The organism is Xanthomonas sacchari (assembly GCF_040529065.1).
In the GTDB taxonomy this organism is placed as follows: domain Bacteria; phylum Pseudomonadota; class Gammaproteobacteria; order Xanthomonadales; family Xanthomonadaceae; genus Xanthomonas_A; species Xanthomonas_A sacchari.
Genome location: NZ_CP132343.1, coordinates 4,842,133 through 4,857,768, shown reverse-complemented (window position 1 = coordinate 4,857,768; position 15,636 = coordinate 4,842,133). Strand labels below are relative to the sequence as shown.

General features: G+C 68.3%; 17 protein-coding genes. 12 read left to right on the top strand and 5 right to left on the bottom strand.

Going from position 1 to position 15,636, the window contains the following annotated elements; translation table 11 throughout:
* Window positions 1-57 precede the first annotated feature (57 nt).
* Window positions 58-840 carry a uroporphyrinogen-III synthase gene (locus tag RAB71_RS20720; protein ID WP_029561676.1) on the bottom strand — a complete coding sequence of 261 codons (783 nt, stop codon included), beginning with the start codon at window positions 838-840 and terminating at the stop codon, window positions 58-60.
* Window positions 841-873: 33 nt separating this feature from the next.
* On the opposite strand from RAB71_RS20720, the gene RAB71_RS20715 reads away from it, so the two are divergent.
* From RAB71_RS20715 to RAB71_RS20695, 5 genes are all read left to right on the top strand, one after another.
* The gene (locus RAB71_RS20715) at window positions 874-1,344 is read left to right on the top strand and encodes a YiiD C-terminal domain-containing protein (protein WP_010340058.1); all 471 of its coding nucleotides are present in this window, start codon (window positions 874-876) and stop codon (window positions 1,342-1,344) included.
* Between the two features lie 45 nt (window positions 1,345-1,389).
* Entirely contained in the window at window positions 1,390-1,809 is a 420-nt protein-coding gene (locus RAB71_RS20710; protein ID WP_029561677.1) for a hypothetical protein, read from the top strand.
* A gap of 53 nt (window positions 1,810-1,862) precedes the next feature.
* Window positions 1,863-2,297, top strand: a complete 435-nt coding sequence (locus tag RAB71_RS20705) for a rhodanese-like domain-containing protein (protein WP_010340060.1) — start codon at window positions 1,863-1,865, stop codon at window positions 2,295-2,297.
* An 88-nt stretch (window positions 2,298-2,385) separates the two neighbouring features.
* A complete protein-coding gene (gene secB, locus RAB71_RS20700) occupies window positions 2,386-2,904 on the top strand; it encodes a protein-export chaperone SecB (protein WP_010340061.1) in 519 nt (172 codons plus the stop codon).
* Window positions 2,905-2,922: 18 nt separating this feature from the next.
* Window positions 2,923-3,948 (top strand): NAD(P)H-dependent glycerol-3-phosphate dehydrogenase, encoded by a 1,026-nt coding sequence (locus tag RAB71_RS20695; protein WP_010340062.1) that lies wholly within the window; start codon window positions 2,923-2,925, stop codon window positions 3,946-3,948.
* Window positions 3,949-4,125: 177 nt separating this feature from the next.
* Here the strand turns inward: RAB71_RS20695 and RAB71_RS20690 are convergent, their stop codons facing one another.
* Window positions 4,126-4,698: an Ax21 family protein gene (locus tag RAB71_RS20690; protein ID WP_010340063.1), complete on the bottom strand. Its 573-nt coding sequence runs from the start codon at window positions 4,696-4,698 to the stop codon at window positions 4,126-4,128.
* A gap of 369 nt (window positions 4,699-5,067) precedes the next feature.
* Window positions 5,068-5,544: a TetR family transcriptional regulator gene (locus RAB71_RS20685; protein WP_234006625.1), complete on the bottom strand. Its 477-nt coding sequence runs from the start codon at window positions 5,542-5,544 to the stop codon at window positions 5,068-5,070.
* Window positions 5,545-5,759: 215 nt separating this feature from the next.
* Between RAB71_RS20685 and RAB71_RS20680 the strand changes: the two genes are divergently transcribed.
* Window positions 5,760-6,449, top strand: a complete 690-nt coding sequence (locus tag RAB71_RS20680; protein WP_010340065.1) for a DUF1349 domain-containing protein — start codon at window positions 5,760-5,762, stop codon at window positions 6,447-6,449.
* Window positions 6,450-6,533: 84 nt separating this feature from the next.
* Here the strand turns inward: RAB71_RS20680 and trmL are convergent, their stop codons facing one another.
* Both trmL and RAB71_RS20670 read right to left on the bottom strand, forming a co-directional pair.
* Complete coding sequence (gene trmL, locus RAB71_RS20675) at window positions 6,534-7,013, bottom strand: tRNA (uridine(34)/cytosine(34)/5-carboxymethylaminomethyluridine(34)-2'-O)-methyltransferase TrmL (RefSeq protein WP_010340066.1); 480 nt, start codon at window positions 7,011-7,013, stop codon at window positions 6,534-6,536.
* A 41-nt stretch (window positions 7,014-7,054) separates the two neighbouring features.
* Complete coding sequence (locus tag RAB71_RS20670; protein ID WP_010340067.1) at window positions 7,055-7,531, bottom strand: hypothetical protein; 477 nt, start codon at window positions 7,529-7,531, stop codon at window positions 7,055-7,057.
* A gap of 411 nt (window positions 7,532-7,942) precedes the next feature.
* Here RAB71_RS20670 and RAB71_RS20665 point away from each other — a divergent pair, with 411 nt between their 5' ends.
* From RAB71_RS20665 to RAB71_RS20640, 6 genes are all read left to right on the top strand, one after another.
* Window positions 7,943-10,816, top strand: coding sequence for a pitrilysin family protein (locus RAB71_RS20665; RefSeq protein ID WP_010340068.1), 2,874 nt, complete (start codon window positions 7,943-7,945; stop codon window positions 10,814-10,816).
* A 125-nt stretch (window positions 10,817-10,941) separates the two neighbouring features.
* On the top strand, window positions 10,942-11,259 hold the full coding sequence (locus RAB71_RS20660) for a DUF4156 domain-containing protein (RefSeq protein ID WP_010340069.1): 318 nt from the start codon (window positions 10,942-10,944) through the stop codon (window positions 11,257-11,259).
* Window positions 11,260-11,361: 102 nt separating this feature from the next.
* Window positions 11,362-12,378 (top strand): 3-oxoacyl-ACP synthase III, encoded by a 1,017-nt coding sequence (locus RAB71_RS20655; RefSeq protein ID WP_010340070.1) that lies wholly within the window; start codon window positions 11,362-11,364, stop codon window positions 12,376-12,378.
* A 187-nt stretch (window positions 12,379-12,565) separates the two neighbouring features.
* On the top strand, window positions 12,566-13,729 hold the full coding sequence (gene fic / locus RAB71_RS20650; RefSeq protein WP_010340071.1) for a protein adenylyltransferase Fic: 1,164 nt from the start codon (window positions 12,566-12,568) through the stop codon (window positions 13,727-13,729).
* 162 nt (window positions 13,730-13,891) lie between these two features.
* Window positions 13,892-14,797 (top strand): alpha/beta fold hydrolase, encoded by a 906-nt coding sequence (locus RAB71_RS20645; protein WP_010340072.1) that lies wholly within the window; start codon window positions 13,892-13,894, stop codon window positions 14,795-14,797.
* Window positions 14,798-15,047: 250 nt separating this feature from the next.
* Entirely contained in the window at window positions 15,048-15,527 is a 480-nt protein-coding gene (locus RAB71_RS20640) for a hypothetical protein (protein ID WP_010340073.1), read from the top strand.
* The last annotated feature ends 109 nt before the right edge of the window (window positions 15,528-15,636 follow it).

Genomic DNA, 15,636 nt, shown 5'->3' with positions numbered 1-15,636 from the left:
CACCGCCGAGCATGGCGTGAGCGGCAGTGCGGCCGCAACCCGTGCGCTGGCCCGCGTTCAGCGAGGTGGCGAACGCGTCACGATCGCCATCGCGGCGGCCACCAATTGCTGCGGCATCGGCCCGGCCGCCTGCGCGACGTCGACGAAGCCAAGGTCCGCGGCCAGGGTCGCCAGGCGCGCGCTGGCCGCGACCAGCGGACGCATGCGCCAGGCCAGCGCCAGGTCCTCGGGCAATTGCGCGAGGACCTGTTGGAGCGCCTCGCCACTGCTCAGCGCCAGCACCCCGGGCGCTGCCGCACGCAGGCGGGCCAGGTCGGCCGGGCGCAACCTCACAGGTTCGCGGACATACACGTCGGCGCGCCGCAGCGGCGTGCCGCGCGCCTGCAGGTGCGCGGCGATCAGGCCGCGCCCGCCGGGAGCGGTGACCAGGCCCACCGGCAACTCCGGCGCAGCCAGTTCCGGCAGCGCCAGCAGCCCGTCGCTGTCCATGCGCGTCGGCGTCGCCACCTCGGCGATGCCGTGTTCGCGCAAGGCGCGCGCCGTGCCTGCGCCCACCGCCAGCCAGCACTGGCCGGGGCGTGCGGTCAGCGGCTGCAGCGCCGCGGCCGCGCGTACCGCCGCCGGGCTGCTGACGATGACCCGCGGCGCAGCCAGCGCTGCGGCCAGGGCCGCACGGGTGGCGGGATCGGCGCGCGGCCGTATCCGCCATGGCGACACCGCCAGCACCCGCCCGCCGCAGCGCGCCGCGGCCCGCCGCAGCGGTGCGTGCTCGCCCTGCGGGCGCAGCGAGATCAGGATCCAGGCCGGGGCCGCGGTTGCATGCGCGCTCATGCCAGGCATTATGCGAGCCCCCACCGGCAGCACAATCGCACCATGGCAGCGGATCTTTCCTTCGAGGCGTTCCTGCAGCAGTTGCAACGGCAGTTCCAGGCCATGCCGCCGGTGGCGGCGCTGCAGGTCGCCGTGCAGGACTATGCCGAGCAGCGCCTGCACCTGCTCGCGCCGCTGGCGGCCAATATCAACGACAAGGGCAACGCCTTCGGCGGCAGCTTGGGATCGGTGATGACCCTGGCCGGCTGGGGGCTGGTCAACTGCGAACTGCACCGCGCCGGCCTGCAGGCCGACGTCTATGTCGCCGACAGCCAGGTGCGCTACCTGTCGCCGCTGTACGCCGATCTGCATGCCCAGGCCAATGCCGACGCGGAGGGCGACTGGGACGTGTTCGTGAACACCTTCCGCCAGCGCGGCCGCGCCCGCATCGGCATCCAGGCCCAGGTCGGTGCGCCCGGCGCAGCCGCGGCGGCGACCTTGAGCGGTCGCTTCGTGGCCATCGCCAAGGGGTAGGATGCGCGGATCGCGCACCCCGCGCGCCGCCACCTGGACGCTGCCATGCCTTCGATGTTCCGCGCGCTCGCGCTGCTGTTGCTGCTGGGCTGGACCGGAGCGGCCGCGGCCGGCAGCGGCGCGCAGCAGCGCAAGCTCGACGACCTGCAGACCGCCTATGCCGCGGCGGTGCGCTGGAGCGAGTTCGAAACCGCCTGGCAGGCGGTGGATCCGGCCTACCGCCAGGCGCACCCGCTGACCGACCTGCAACTGGAGCGCTACCGGCAGATCCAGGTCTCCTCCTACAAGGTCGGCGCCGCCGCGGTCGGCGACGGCGAGGCGCTGCGCGAGATCGAGCTGGGCGTGATCAACCGCAATACCCAGGCCGAGCGCATCGTCCGCTACCGCGAGCGTTGGCGCTGGGACCCCGCGGCCAAGACCTGGTGGCTGCAGGACGGCCTGCCGGACCTGTGGAACGGCCAGTAGCGCGGTCGCCGAGCTGTGCGACAATCGGCGCCCGCTTCCCGCCCCTGAGTCCCGTGAACTTCGAAGAACTGCTGGCCTTCGCCGGCCGCAACCCGATGCTGGCCCTGGCCCTGGTGGGCCTCACCATCGCCCTGATCGTCACCGAAGTGGCGCGCCTGTTCCGTGGCTACAAGAGCCTGCGGCCGGCCGAGCTGACCCGCCTGATCAACGTCGGCAACGCGGTGGTGGTCGACCTGTCGGCCTCGGCCGATTTCGAGAAGGGCCATATCGCCGGCAGCCGCAACGCCACCGCCAGCCAGTTCGGCCCCGAGCACAAGCTGGTGGCCAACGCCAAGGCGCAGCCGGTGGTGCTGGTCTGCCGCACCGGCACCACCGCCGACGGCGCCGCCAAGCAGTTGAAGAAGGCCGGCTTCGAGCAGGTCTACGTGCTGGAGGGCGGCATCGCTGCCTGGCAGCAGGCCGAGCTGCCGCTGGTCAAGGGCCGCTGAAACACCCCGTCCGGCCGGCCCTGGAGTGTCGCGGCCGGCGTGTGATAATCCCGTTTCTTTCTGTTACCGAATCCACCGGAGTCAAGCAATGTCCGACCTCACCAATAACGGCGCCGCGGCGCCGGCCGACGCCGCGGCCGGTCCCGCCTTCACCATCGAGAAGATCTACGTCAAGGACGTGTCCTTCGAGTCCCCCAACGCGCCGTCGGTGTTCAACGACAACGCGCAGCCGGAACTGCAGCTCAACCTCAACCAGCGCGTGCAGCAGCTGAACGAGCAGGCCTTCGAAGTCGTGCTGGCCGTGACCCTGACCTGCAACGCCGGCGGCAAGACCGCCTACGTGGCCGAAGTGCAGCAGGCCGGCGTGTTCGGCCTGGTCGGCCTGGACCCGCAGGCGGTGGACGTGCTGCTCGGCACCCAGTGCCCAAGCATCCTGTTCCCGTACGTGCGTTCGCTGGTCAGCGACCTGATCCAGGCCGGCGGCTTCCCGCCGTTCTTCCTGCAGCCGATCAACTTCGAGGCCCTGTACGCCGAGACCCTGCGCCAGCGCGCGCAGCAGGGCGAGGGCCAGTCGCTGGCCGATTCGGAGCCGGCCGGCAACGCCTGAGCGCGTTCGCCGTTGCGCATGCGCGATAACGCCAAGAAGAAGATCGCCGTCCTCGGCGCCGGCTCCTGGGGCACGGCGCTGGCGTCGCTGACCGCACGGCACGGGTATCCGACCGTGCTGTGGGGTCGCGACGCCGTGGTCGCCGAGGCCATCGCGCAGCGCCACGAAAACCCGCGTTACCTGCCGGGAATCGCGCTGCCGGAGGGCCTGCAGGCCACCACCGACCTGGCGGCGGCCATCGACGGCGCCGACTGGATCCTGGTGGTGGTGCCGTCGCATGCGTTCACCGACACCCTGCAGCAACTGGCGCCGCTGCGCCCGGCGCAGGCCGGCGTGGCCTGGGCGACCAAGGGCTTCGAGCCCGGGTCCGGGCGGTTCCTGCACGAAGTGGCGCAGGAGATCCTCGGCGAGGACGTCCCGCTGGCGGTGGTCACCGGCCCGTCCTTCGCCAAGGAAGTGGCCCTGGACCTGCCGACCGCGGTGACCGTGCACGGCGATGCCGCGTTCGCGCAGCAGGTCGCCGACGCCATGCACGGCCCGACCTTCCGCGCCTATACCGGCGACGACATGGTCGGCGCCGAGCTGGGCGGGGCGATGAAGAACGTGCTGGCGGTGGCCACCGGCGTGGCCGACGGCATGGAGCTGGGCCTCAACGCCCGTGCCGGCCTGATCACCCGCGGCCTCAACGAGATGCTGCGGCTGGCCGCGGCGATCGGCGCCAAGCCGGAGACCCTGATGGGCCTGGCCGGGCTCGGCGACCTGGTGCTCACCTGTACCGGCGACCTGTCGCGCAATCGCCGGCTGGGCCTGGCGCTGGGCCGCGGGCAGCCACTGCAGGAGGCGGTGCGCGCGATCGGCCAGGTGGTCGAGTCGGTGCAGACCGCCGACGAGGTGATGCGCCAGGCCGAGCGCCACGGCATCGACCTGCCGATCTCCAACGCGGTGCGCGCGGTCCTGCACGGCGAACTGACCCCGGCGGTCGGCCTGCAGCAGTTGCTGGCGCGCGAGCAGAAGCCCGAGTACCCGACCACCCTGTTCAGTTGATCCAGCCCGTTGCCGGACACGAAAACGCCCGGCCTGGCCTGGGCGTTTTCGTGTCCGCGCGTCGGTGTGTCATCGACGACGGCCGGATCGACAGGCAAAAAAAAGCCCGGTCGTGGGACCGGGCTTTCCGAACCGCGCGCGGCGGGAGAGAACGACGCGCGCAGTGCTAGGCAACGCTTACCAGCTGAAGCGCGGGCCGACGAACCATTCCTTGTCGCCGTGGCGGTCCATCTTCAGGTCGGCGCTCAGGCCCCAGTTCTGGTTCAGCTTGGCCTGCGCGCCCAGGCGGCCGTAGAACTGGCCTTCCGGATTGATGCCGTCCTTCTTCGCGTAGTCCTCGTAGCCGCCCAGCGCATAGACTTCCAGGTACGGGTTGAACGCGGTGCGGATACCCGCTTCGGCGCTCCAGCCGTTGAACTTGGTGCCGTATTCCGGGTCGAAACGGTTGTAGGCCACGCGGGTCACCAGGTCGGTGCTGGTCGCGATCTCGTGGTTGTAGCCGGCGCCGATGCGCCACTGGTCGACGCGCACGTCGCCGAAGTCGGTCTTCTGGCGGTTGAAGTCGCCGAACACGCTGAAGTTCGGGTGGAACGCGTAGGAACCCTTGACAGCCCAACCGTCGGCATCGCCGCCGCTGGCGTCGGTCTTGACGTAGCCGCCCTCGACATAGTTGTAGGAAAGGCCTTCGGCAGCCGAAGCGGCGAACGGCAGGGTGGCCAGGAGGCCGAGAGCAAGCAGAGAGGTCTTCATAATCGGGTACCTTCGTTATTAGGTTTGTCGGCGCTGAGGCGTGGGGCCGTTCGCTGCCGATATGTAAATTATCCGTTAGCGACCCGAACTCGCCCTGAATCCCGAACTGACTAGTACATAAATTAAACGCCGTGTTCAGAAACGGCAGCACGCTGCCGGGATGCAGTTCACACCGCTCTGCAAGCGCTGCCGGCAAGCAGTTGATGATCCACATCCAAAGCGTGCTTCTGCGCGTGGTCCAGGGTGCGCCGGATCAGCCCGGCTTGGCTGGGCACGCCACGGCGCGACCCTGCAGGCTCGGGGTCATCACCGAAGCCGTGCCTCGCGTTGCTGGGGGAGCGAGGATGCCCGCGTGCCTCTGTCGTCTCCCTACAGCGCGGCGAGCGTCTCGATCGCGTCGCGGACGCGCTGCCTGTCCATGGGCACCACTGAGCGGTGGATCGTGGCGCCTTCGATGAAGGCGTCGATGGCCGCGGATGCGGCGGCGGAGAAATGCGTTTCCAGCGCGGCCCGGCTCCTGGCCATCCACTGCTGCATGATCGCGGTCAGCGCCGGGTGCCGGCGGGCGAAGGCATACAGTTCGTAGCTCAGCAGCAGCACCCGGGGGGAGGCCGTTCCCTCGGCGAAGATGATGTTCACCACCGCGTCCAAGGCCTGCGCGAGGTTCTGCGCGGCGCGGATTTCGGCGGCGAAATCGGTGGATACCTCCTGGGAAAACCGGGTGAACGCGGCCACCAGCAGGTCGTGCATCGAACCGAAGTAATAGGTGGTGGCGCTCAGTGGAACACCGGCCTCCGCAGCCACCTTGCGGAAGGTGGTGCCGGCGACGCCGTGGTCCAGGATCACCCGCAGCGCGGCCTGCTCGATCGCTTCCTTCCGATGCGGATCCTGGCGCCAGGTCCTGCCGCTCATGCCTGTCCAACGCTGTCTCGACGATGGCCGATGATCGCAGGTCGCGGTTGACGCCTCAATTGGTACGGATGTACAAATTCACCGATGAGGTCGACGAAGGCCATTGCCGCGATGGCGCCTCGCAACCAACGACGGTGAGGAGCGGCGCGATGGCCAATGGCGGAGAGCGGGACGTGGATATCGGGCGCCGGGCGACCGTGGGCGGGCTCGCCGCTGGTGGCGTGGTGCTGGCCACCGGGGTGCACGCCGCCGCGCCCTCCGGCTGGGAGGCCGGCACCTGGCTCAATGCGCCCAAGGTGCATCGGATCCTGACGGGCGGCGTGCTCGACGTGGTCACCGACAAGGGCAGCGATTTCTGGCGCGAAACCCATTACGGGTTCACCCGCGACAGCGGGCATTTCCTCGGCATCGCCGCACCCGCGCGCTTCACCTGCCAATTGCGCGTGCGCGGCAAGTTCGAGCAGCTCTACGATCAGGCCGGCCTCATGGTGCGGGTCGACGAGCGCCGCTGGGTCAAGGCCGGGATCGAACTGAGCGACGGGCGGCCGATGCTCAGCAGCGTATTGACCGACGGCCGTTCGGACTGGGCCACCGGCCCGTACGAAGCGGACGCGTCGGATTTCTGGATGCGTGCTACCGTGGACAAGGGCGTGCTGCGCCTGCAGGTCTCGCGCGACGGCGAGTCCTGGCCGCTGGTGCGGCTGTGCCCGTTCCCGGTGGCGTCCTCTTACCTCGTCGGCCCGATGACGTGCACGCCGGAGCGCGAGGGCCTGAGCGTCCGTTTCTCCGATTGGCGGCTGGGGCCGCCGCTGGGCAAGGACCTGCACGATCTGTCCTGACGCCTGCAGTGCCGCAACGCAGGCCGGATTGGCGATACAGCGATAGAGCCTCGATGGCGTTGCCGGGCGCTGCGCGCCACGCGCTCACTCGGCGCCGGGAAAGCCCAGTTGTCGCCACGCCTCGAACACCACCACCGCGACCGCGTTGGACAGGTTGAGGCTGCGGTTGTGCGGCTGCATCGGCAGGCGCAGGCGCTGCGCGTCGGGCACCTGTTCCAGCACGGTGTCGGGCAGGCCGCGGGTTTCCGGGCCGAACAGGAAGGCGTCGCCGTCGGCGAAGGCGGGCGTGTCGTAGCGGGTGCTGCTGCGGGTGCTGAGGGCGAACAGGCGGCGTGGCGCGATGGCCTGCAGGGCCGCTTCCAGCGACGCGTGGACCTGCAGTCGAGCGTATTCGTGATAGTCCAGGCCGGCGCGCTTGAGTTGGCGGTCGCCGAGCTCGAAGCCCAGCGGCTCGATCAGGTGCAGTTGCGCGCCGGTATTGGCGCAGAGGCGGATGACGTTGCCCGTGTTGGGCGGAATCTCGGGCTGGTACAGCAGAACGTGCAGCGTTGGGGTCGCGATCATCGGCGCAGTGTACGCGCCTGCGCGGAGGCCTTGCTGCCGATTCAGCGCATCAGGCCGACCGCCATGTCCTGGCCCAGCTTCTGCAGGCTCGGCTGCAGCTGCAGCATCGCGGTGTCCAGCGTCTCGCCGACCACGTCGCCGATCGCCAGCATGCTGCCCATGTCCGCATCCGGACGCACCTGCACGGTGGCCAGGGTCACTACGTGCTGGCCGGCGGCCTGCGCGAAGTTGCGTTCGGCGACCTGCTCGGCCGACGGGCGCACCTGCACCGCGGCCAGGGTGGTGATGCCGCTGGACAGTTCGGCGTCGCGCTGGGCGATCTGCTCGGCGGAGGGGCGCACCTGCACCGCCGCCAGGGTGGCGATGCTGCTGGTCTGCTCGACGTTGCGCTGGGCGATCTGGTCGGCCGACGGGCGCACCTGCACGGTCTCCAGGGTGGTGATCTGCGCGGCGGCGAAGGACGGCGCGGCGAACAGGGCGGCGATGGCGGCGGTCAGGAGCAGGGTGGTGGTTTTCATGGCGGGCCTCGTTGGTGTTGTTGATCAGTGGTGTGGTAGTAAGGTAGTACACCTAATCAGGGGCTGCAAGAACTTTTTCGCGCTCGGCAGTTTCATTAAGCTTGCATTCACTAAATCGGATGGACTTCTGCGTTCGAAGATGTGTAAGCAGGCCGCGTGCCAACTTCAAGTTGCTGTATTTGAAGGGAAATTTTGTCGCTCAAAGTGTCCGGGGGCGGACACCCGGGCGCTCGCGTACGCCGGACGCGGACACGTGGCGCCGTTGGCGGCGGCAGCCGCCCCGTGGGTGGTGGGGTTGCGACACCGTTGAAAAGGACGTCAGCGACAACGGCGGAATGCGCGCCGTGCAGTACGCCCGGTACGATCGGCGTTCACCGGCTGTTTCACCGGCCCCAAGGAAGAAGGATCCGCATGACTGTCTCGACACGCCCGCGTGGCGCCCTGCTGGCCGTTGCCCTGTCCGCCGCGCTCGGCGCACTGAGCTACGCGCCGCCTTCGACGGCGGCCAAGCCCGCCGCCGCCACGTCGGTGGATATCGCCTACGAACAATTCACCCTGCCCAATGGGCTGCGGGTGGTGGTGCACACCGATCGCAAAGCGCCGATCGTGGCGGTCAACCTCTGGTACCACGTGGGCGCCAAGGACGAGCCGGCCGGGCGCACCGGGTTCGCGCATCTGTTCGAGCACCTGATGTTTCAGGGCAGCGAGAACCACCACGGCGAGTTCTTCGAGCCCTTCAAGCAGGTCGGCGTCACCGACCAGAACGGCACCACCAACAGCGACCGCACCAATTATTTCGAGACCGTGCCGACCACTGCGCTGGACATGGCGCTGTGGATGGAGTCGGACCGCATGGGCCACCTGCTCGGCGCCATCGACCAGGCCGCGCTGGACGAACAGCGCGGGGTGGTGCAGAACGAGAAGCGCCAGGGCGAGAACCAGCCGTACGGCCAGGCCTGGAGCCGGCTGAGCCGCGCGCTGTACCCGCCCGGCCACCCGTACCACCACACCGTCATCGGCTCGATGAACGACCTCAATGCGGCCTCGCTGGCCGACGTGAAGCAGTGGTTCCGCACCTGGTACGGACCCAACAACGCGGTGCTGGTGCTGGCCGGCGACATCGACGCGGCCACGGCCAAGGAGAAGGTGACGCGCTACTTCGGCGACATCCCGGCCGGCCCGACCATGGCCCAGCCCAAGGTCGACGTGGCCCAGCGCAGCCAGTCCAGCCGCGAGACCATGACCGACAAGGTGCCGCAGACGCGGATCTATCGCGTCTGGAACGTGGCGCAGACCGGCACCGAGGATGTCGATCGCCTGCAACTGCTGGCGCAGGTGCTGGGCGGCGCCAAGTCCTCGCGGCTGGACCGGCGCCTGGTCCACCAGGACAAGCTGGTCGACCAGATCAGCGCTTCGGTCTGGGCGTCGCAGCTCGGCTCCGGCTTCGGCATCATCGCCATGGTCAAGCAGGGCGTGGACCCGGCCAGGGTCGAGGCGGCGATCGACGAGGAAGTGCGCCGGCTGCTGGACAAGGGGCCGGACAAGGCCGAATTGGCGCGCGCCAAGACCGCCTTCCGCGCCGGCTTCATCCGCGGCGTCGAACGCATCGGCGGCTTCGGCGGCAAGGCCGACGTGCTGGCCGAGTGCGCGGTGTACACCGGCGACCCCGGCTGCTTCCGCACCTCCCTGGCGACCATCGCCTCCACCCGCCCGCGTGATCTCACCTCGGTCGGCCGCAAATGGCTGGGCAAGGGCGACTACACCTTGCTGGTGCAGCCGGGCGAGCGTGTGGCGATGGCCGAGGAGCCGACCGTGCAGCCGGCGCCGCTGAATCCGCCGCCGGTCGATCCCAAGTACAGCGCGCTGCCCAGCGTGGTCGACCGCAGTGCCGGCCCACCCAAGACCACCCAGTTCCCGCAACTGAAGTTCCCGGCGCTGCAGCGCGCCACGCTGAAGAACGGCAGCACGGTGATCCTGGCCGAACGCCACGACGTGCCGGTGGTGCAGTTCAGCTACGAATTCAAGGGCGGGTACAGCGCCGACCAGGGACGCAAGCCGGGCACGGCCAGTTTCGCCATGGGCATGCTCGACGAGGGCGCCGGCGACCGCGATGCGTTGGCGTTCGCCGATGCGGCCGAGGCTCTGGGCGCGTCGCTGTCCGCTGGCGCCTCGCTGGACGGCAGCAATGCCTATCTGTCGGCGCTGAAGGAGAATCTGGCGCCGTCGCTGGCGCTGTATGCGGACATGCTGCGGCGGCCGCGCTTCGCGCCGAACGAGATCGAGCGGATCCGCGCCAGCTGGATCGCCGGCATCCGCCAGGAGAAGGCCCAGCCCAACGGCGTGGCGATGCGGGTGCTGCCGCCGCTGCTGTACGGCGCCGGCCATCCGTACGCGATCCCGTTCAGCGGCACCGGCACCGAGCCGGCGATCGCGGCGCTGCAGCGCGAGGACCTGGTCGACTTCCACCGCGACTGGGTGCGCCCGGAGAACGCCACCCTGATCGTGGTCGGCGACACCACCCTGGGCGAGATCGTGCCGCTGCTGGACGCGCAGTTCGGCGATTGGAAGGGCGAGGGGGCGACGCCGTCGGTGCCGGCCCCGGCCACGGTGGCACGGCCGGGCAAGCCGCGCGTGTACCTGATCGATCAGCCCGGCGCGGTGCAGGCCAACCTGTTCGCCTCGGAGCTGGTGCCGCCGACCACCGATCCGGCCGCCGTCCGCTTTGACATGGCCAACGGCGTGATCGGTGGAGACTTCACCTCGCGCCTGAACATGAACCTGCGCGAGAACAAGCATTGGTCCTACGGCGCGCGCAGCGGCGCGGCCAGCGCGCTCGGCCAGCGGCCGTGGACCGCCTCGGCGCCGGTGCAGATCGACAAGACCGCGCCGGCGTTGCAAGAAATGGCCAAGGAGATCAGCGCCTTCGCCAACGGCAAGGCGCCGCCGACGGCGGAGGAGGTGGCGCGGATCCGCAACATCCAGACCCTGAGCCTGCCCGGCGCCTACGAGACCGCCAGTTCGGTGATGGGCGCGATCGGCGGCATCGTCCGCTATGGCCGCCCCGACGACTACGTGTTCAAGCGCAAGGCCGAGATCGAGGTGATGACCCCGGCGCAGGTGCGCGAGGCGGCGTCGATGCTCGACCCCAGCAGCCTGACCTGGGTGGTGGTGGGCGACCTCAAGCAGATCGAGGCGCCGGTGCGCGCGCTGAAGCTGGGCGAAGTCACGGTGATCGATGCCGATGGGGTGCCGCAGGGCGGGGCGGCGAAGCCGACAGGACGCTGATCCGGGTGGGCGCGCGTCGGCAATGGCCGGCGCGCGCTGCTCGCGGCCGCTGGGGGGCCGATCGTGTCATGGCCGATTCAGCGTTTTGCGGCACAATCCGGATTCACCCGCCAATGGCCCACTCCATGCGTCTACCGATCGCCCTCGCCTTGCTCGCCACGCTCGCCGGCTGCACCTGGGTGCCGATGGCGCCGGAAGGCAAGGGGGTACGGGTGCTGCCCCCGGGGCAGGCCCCCAGCGGCTGCGAGAAGCGCGGCGAGGTGGTGGTGTCGGTGAAGAGCAGCGTCGGCTTCTACCAGCGCAACCCGCTGCGGGTGCGCGAGGAACTGGAAACACTGGCCCGCAACGAGGCCCCCGGCGTGGGCGCCAACACCGTGCAGGCGATGGGCGACCCGGTCGACGGCGACCAGCGCTTCACCGCCTACCAGTGCGGCGGCCGCTGAACCGCTCAGACCATACGCTTTCCGCGGATTTGTTAAAGATGCGGTAAACCCCCGCAACCGCTAGAATTGGCGCCCCCTCGCCTGACCCTGGCGTACACCTCGATGCTCTTCAACAACGTCTCCATCGCGGGACTGGCGCACATCGATGCGCCGCACACGCTCACCTCCAAGCAGATCAACGAGCGCCTGCAGCCGACCTACGACCGGCTCGGGATTCGCGCCGACGTGCTCGGCGACATCGCCGGCATCCACGCGCGGCGCATGTGGGATCAGGACATGCAGGCCTCCGACGCGGCGACGCTGGCGGCGCGCAAGGCGATGAGCGATGCCGGCATCGAGGCCGGGCAGATCGGGCTGCTGGTCAACACCTCGGTCAGCCGCGACTACCTGGAGCCGTCCACCGCCAGCATCGTCTCGGGCAACCTGGGCGTGAGCGAGCAGTGCATGACCTTCGACGTCGCCAACGCCTGCCTGGCCTTCATCAACGGCATGGACATCGCGGCGCGGATGATCGAGCGCGGCGAGATCGACTACGCGCTGGTGGTCGACGGCGAAACCGCCAACCTGGTGTACGAGAAGACCCTGGAGCGGATGACCTCGCCGGACGTGACCGCCGACGAGTTCCGCGACGAGTTGGCCGCGCTGACCCTGGGCTGCGGCGCCGCGGCCATGGTGATGGCCCGCGCCGAACTGGTGCCGGACGCGCCGCGCTACCGCGGCGGCGTGACCCGCTCGGCGACGCAGTGGAACACCCTGTGCCGGGGCAACCTGGACCGGATGGTCACCGATACCCGCATGTTGCTAATCGAAGGCATCAAGCTGGCGCAGAAGACCTTCGCCGCCGCGCGCCAGGCGCTGGGCTGGGCGGTGGACGAACTGGACCAGTACGTCATCCACCAGGTCAGCCAGCCGCACACCCAGGCCTTCATCAAGAACTTCGGCATCGACCCGAAGAAGGTGATGACCATCTTCGGCGAACACGGCAACATCGGCCCGGCCAGCGTGCCGATCGTGCTCAGCAAGCTGCGCGAGCTGGGCCGCCTGAAGAAGGGCGACCGGATCGCGCTGATGGGCATCGGCTCGGGCCTGAACTGCTCGATGGCCGAGGTGGTCTGGTAACGGGTTGGCAGAGACCGCCTGGTCGGTTTCTGCGACGTGCATAGAAAGCGGCCAAAACGATACATGACCCTGCTGTCATGTATCTGGATTGGACGTTTCTTCAGTGCAAGTGCTGTTGATCCACCCCATCATGTTAAAAAAAATGGATTTTTAGTACGTGTCATTGCATCATGTTCGTTCCCCGAACATGATCGACGCAGCCATGGAAGACGTGTCCAGGTTCAAGGCCGAGCTCCCGTTCAATGATCTCCCGTCGCTTCCACCCGCGGCAGAGATCGAGACGCGGCATCTGCTCAAGGTCTGCATAGAAGCCCGCACTGCACTGGCCGAGCTGAAACAGGCCACGGCGCTGCTGCCCAATCCCACCGTGTTGATCAACACGATTCCGATCCTCGAGGCGCAGGCCAGTTCGGAGATCGAGAACATCGTCACCACCACGGACGATCTGTTCCGCTATGCCGACGATCAGGACAAGGCGCAGAAACCGGCCACCAAGGAGGCATTGCGCTACCGCAGCGCGCTCTACGAAGGCTTCCAGTCGTTGCGGCAGCGCCCGCTGTGCACGGACACCGCGATCGTGGTCTGCAGCCGCATCAAGGCGGTGCAGATGCAGATCCGCCGCGTGCCCGGTACTGCCCTGGCCAACGACCAGACCCAGCAGGTCATCTACACCCCGCCCGTCGGCGAAACCCTGCTGCGCGACAAGCTGGCCAACTGGGAGCGCTTCATCCACGAGCACACCGACATCGATCCGCTGATTCGCATGGCGGTGGCGCACTATCAGTTCGAAGCCATTCACCCCTTCACCGATGGCAACGGACGCACCGGACGCGTGCTGAACCTGCTGATGCTGATCGAGCAGGGATTGCTCGACCTGCCGGTGCTGTATCTGTCGCGCTACATCATCCGTCACCGCAGCGATTACTACCGTCTGCTGCTGGACGTCACCCGACACGGACAGTGGGCCGAGTGGATCGAGTACATGCTCAGCGCCGTGGCCGAGACGGCGACGTGGACGACGGCCAAGATCCAGGCGATCCGCGGCCTGGAGGCGCAGGCCCGCGACTACGTCCGCGAGCAGGCACCCAAGGCGTACAGCCGCGAGCTGGTCGAGGTGATCTTCAACCAGCCATATTGCCGCATCCAGAACGTCGTGGACCTGGTGGGAGTGACCCGGCAGACTGCAGCCCGCCACTTGCGCGAGCTGGTGCAGATCGGCGTGTTGCAGGAGCAGCGCATGGGCAAGGAGAAGCTGTTCCTGCACCCTGCTTTTCTGCGCCTGCTCTCCAATGACGACCATCACCTGCCTGCCTACCGTGTGACTGCGCTTGGCGAGGACTTGATGGCGTGATGGCAAGCACGGCATTTTTCGCGTGCGATGTGGCCCGTCCAGAGGAGGGGGCAACCGTCATGGTGGGATGTGAGTGTGGTGAGCGTAATTTTTCTACCCGCGGCAATTGGACGGATGCCGACAAGACGCGGGTTCCTTCGATCTGGATCGGATGCGATTGACATGAACTACCCCGGCTACCCCTTCACCCCGCAGCGCTTCCAGGTCCGCCCGGGGCTGCACATGTCCTATCTCGACGAAGGCCCGCGCGAGGGCGAGGTGGTGGTGATGCTGCACGGCAACCCATCGTGGAGCTATCTGTGGCGCACGCTGGTGAGCGGGTTGTCGGACCGCTATCGCTGCATCGTGCCCGACCACATCGGCATGGGCCTGTCGGACAAGCCGGACGATGCGCCCGGCGCGCAGCCGGGGTACGACTACACCCTGCAATCGCGCGTGGACGATCTGGATGCGCTGCTGCGGCACCTGCGCATCGACGGGCCGGTGACGCTGGCGGTGCATGACTGGGGCGGCATGATCGGCTTCGGCTGGGCGCTGTCGCATCACGCGCAGCTGCGGCGCCTGGTCATCACCAATACCGCGGCGTTCCCGCTGCCGGCGGCCAAGCCGATGCCGTGGCAGATCGCGATGGGCCGGCATTGGCGCCTGGGCGAGTGGTTCATCCGCACCTTCAACGCATTCTCCTCCGGTGCGTCGTGGTTGGGCGTGTCGCGGCGCATGCCCGCCGGCGTGCGCCGCGCCTACGTGGCGCCGTACGACAGTTGGGCCAACCGCATCTCCACCATCCGCTTCATGCAGGACATCCCGCTGTCGCCGGCGGACAAGGCCTGGTCGCTGCTGGCGCGGGCCGAGCAGGCGCTGCCGTCGTTCGCCGATCGCCCGGCCTTTATCGGCTGGGGCCTGCGCGACATCTGCTTCGACCATCATTTCCTGGAGGGCTTCCGCCGCGCGCTGCCGCAGGCCGAGGTGATGGCCTTCGAGAACGCCAACCACTACGTGCTGGAAGACAAGCACGAGGTGCTGGTGCCGGCGATCCGCCGCTTCCTGGACGCGCATCCGCTGTCCTGAGCACACACGCGCACACGCGATGCGGCGTGCCGTTTTCGCTGCATCGGCAGGCGTGCCAGGAGCATGGCATGGCCGTGCGGTGATGTGGGAGGGGTACGCCGCTGCGCCGTGGACCGTCTACACCGGCGCACGCAAACTGCTACCGATTGCCGTGATGCAACATTGTTGGCTAGGTACAGTCGCCGCCGACATGCGCGGCGCACCCAGCGGACGCTGTGCGCAATCCGAGCGGAGACAGAGAGTGAAAACGATGGCGATGGCGATGCTGCTGATGGCGATGAGCGTGCCCGGCGCGCATGCGGAGGATCTGACCACGTCCGCGGACGGCAAGACGCTGACGGTCGGATTCGGCCAGCCCACCTGGAAGCAGGTGCTGCACTACCGCAAGTTGTACGACAAGAAACCGTTCCCCGATGCGGAGATCTATTACTACAGCAACGGCATGTACAAGATCATCTCGCAGGGCGAGAACCACTACGGCGTGTACGTGCTGCAGGGCAGCTTCGACGACCAGACCTATACGATCCGCTTCATCTCGCTGCCGTCCGAGGACTGGGGCAACAAGACCGCCTTCCATCAGTTGACCTTCATTCGCGGCGAGCACCAGAACGTCTTCATCCAGAACGCGATCGTCGACACCGGCGAGGCCATCGCCCAGCAGAACGGCACCTACATGCTGGAAAAGAACACCGTGACCAATCCGGTGCCGACGGCCTGGAAGCATCGCTGAGCCGATGCGGTGCGCGGATGCGGCGTGCGTCACGCCGCTCGCCGAATGCCACCAGGCTAGGCATTGCACAGCTTCTCGCTCCTACGGCATCCCGGCCATGCGGGTAGCC

Coding starts and splice junctions, on each gene's coding strand:
- RAB71_RS20720 (WP_029561676.1), bottom strand. CDS start 840: ATGCCTGGCATGAGCGCGCATGCAACCGCGGCCCCGGCCTGGATCCTG.
- RAB71_RS20715 (WP_010340058.1), top strand. CDS start 874: ATGGCAGCGGATCTTTCCTTCGAGGCGTTCCTGCAGCAGTTGCAACGG.
- RAB71_RS20710 (WP_029561677.1), top strand. CDS start 1,390: ATGCCTTCGATGTTCCGCGCGCTCGCGCTGCTGTTGCTGCTGGGCTGG.
- secB (WP_010340061.1), top strand. CDS start 2,386: ATGTCCGACCTCACCAATAACGGCGCCGCGGCGCCGGCCGACGCCGCG.
- RAB71_RS20695 (WP_010340062.1), top strand. CDS start 2,923: ATGCGCGATAACGCCAAGAAGAAGATCGCCGTCCTCGGCGCCGGCTCC.
- RAB71_RS20690 (WP_010340063.1), bottom strand. CDS start 4,698: ATGAAGACCTCTCTGCTTGCTCTCGGCCTCCTGGCCACCCTGCCGTTC.
- RAB71_RS20680 (WP_010340065.1), top strand. CDS start 5,760: ATGGCCAATGGCGGAGAGCGGGACGTGGATATCGGGCGCCGGGCGACC.
- trmL (WP_010340066.1), bottom strand. CDS start 7,013: ATGATCGCGACCCCAACGCTGCACGTTCTGCTGTACCAGCCCGAGATT.
- RAB71_RS20670 (WP_010340067.1), bottom strand. CDS start 7,531: ATGAAAACCACCACCCTGCTCCTGACCGCCGCCATCGCCGCCCTGTTC.
- RAB71_RS20665 (WP_010340068.1), top strand. CDS start 7,943: ATGACTGTCTCGACACGCCCGCGTGGCGCCCTGCTGGCCGTTGCCCTG.
- RAB71_RS20660 (WP_010340069.1), top strand. CDS start 10,942: ATGCGTCTACCGATCGCCCTCGCCTTGCTCGCCACGCTCGCCGGCTGC.
- RAB71_RS20655 (WP_010340070.1), top strand. CDS start 11,362: ATGCTCTTCAACAACGTCTCCATCGCGGGACTGGCGCACATCGATGCG.
- fic (WP_010340071.1), top strand. CDS start 12,566: ATGATCGACGCAGCCATGGAAGACGTGTCCAGGTTCAAGGCCGAGCTC.
- RAB71_RS20645 (WP_010340072.1), top strand. CDS start 13,892: ATGAACTACCCCGGCTACCCCTTCACCCCGCAGCGCTTCCAGGTCCGC.
- RAB71_RS20640 (WP_010340073.1), top strand. CDS start 15,048: ATGGCGATGGCGATGCTGCTGATGGCGATGAGCGTGCCCGGCGCGCAT.